The organism is Acinetobacter sp. Lyrl_1 (assembly GCF_051948795.1).
GTDB lineage: Bacteria > Pseudomonadota > Gammaproteobacteria > Pseudomonadales > Moraxellaceae > Acinetobacter > Acinetobacter towneri.
In genome coordinates this window covers 1-491 of record NZ_JAYJLK010000116.1, presented here as the reverse complement: position 1 = coordinate 491, position 491 = coordinate 1, and the positions used below count along the sequence as shown (strand labels likewise).

The window sequence follows — 491 nt, the reverse complement described above, 5'->3', positions numbered from 1 at the left end:
GGCACCAGAGCGGCTTTTTATTGATTATTCATGTTCCACGCTTAAAATTCGAACAGTGTTTCATGATTTTTATAAGTTAAACTAAATTTAGTTGCTAATCCCAATAAGCTATTCACTAACTTGTAAATATCGGTATACCGCCTGACGACTAATCCCAAAAGCTTTCCCTAATGCCATTTTCGATGGATACTTCCCCTCCTTCCATGCTTGTCGTAAAGCTTCAGCTTGGTCAGGCTTTAGTTTATGCACCCGACCTTTGTACTTCCCCTGAGCAGAGGCGAGTTTTATTCCTTCCTTTTGCCGCTCTAAAATGATCTCACGTTCGAACTGTGCAAAAGCACCCATCATTTGAAGCATCAAATTATCCATCGGGGTGGATTCGGCTGTAAAAGTAATATTTTCTTTTACAAACTGGATGGCGATCCCTCGTTTGACCAGTTTATCTACTTCAGTGACCAAATCTTTTAGGCTTCGCGCAAAACGATCCATTG

1 protein-coding gene is annotated in these 491 nt (G+C 40.9%); it reads right to left on the bottom strand.

The window, feature by feature from the left end:
* Window positions 1–108 precede the first annotated feature (108 nt).
* Window positions 109–491, bottom strand: a 383-nt coding sequence (locus tag VF675_RS13800; RefSeq protein WP_440205398.1) for a recombinase family protein, incomplete at its 5' end; no start/stop codon positions are given.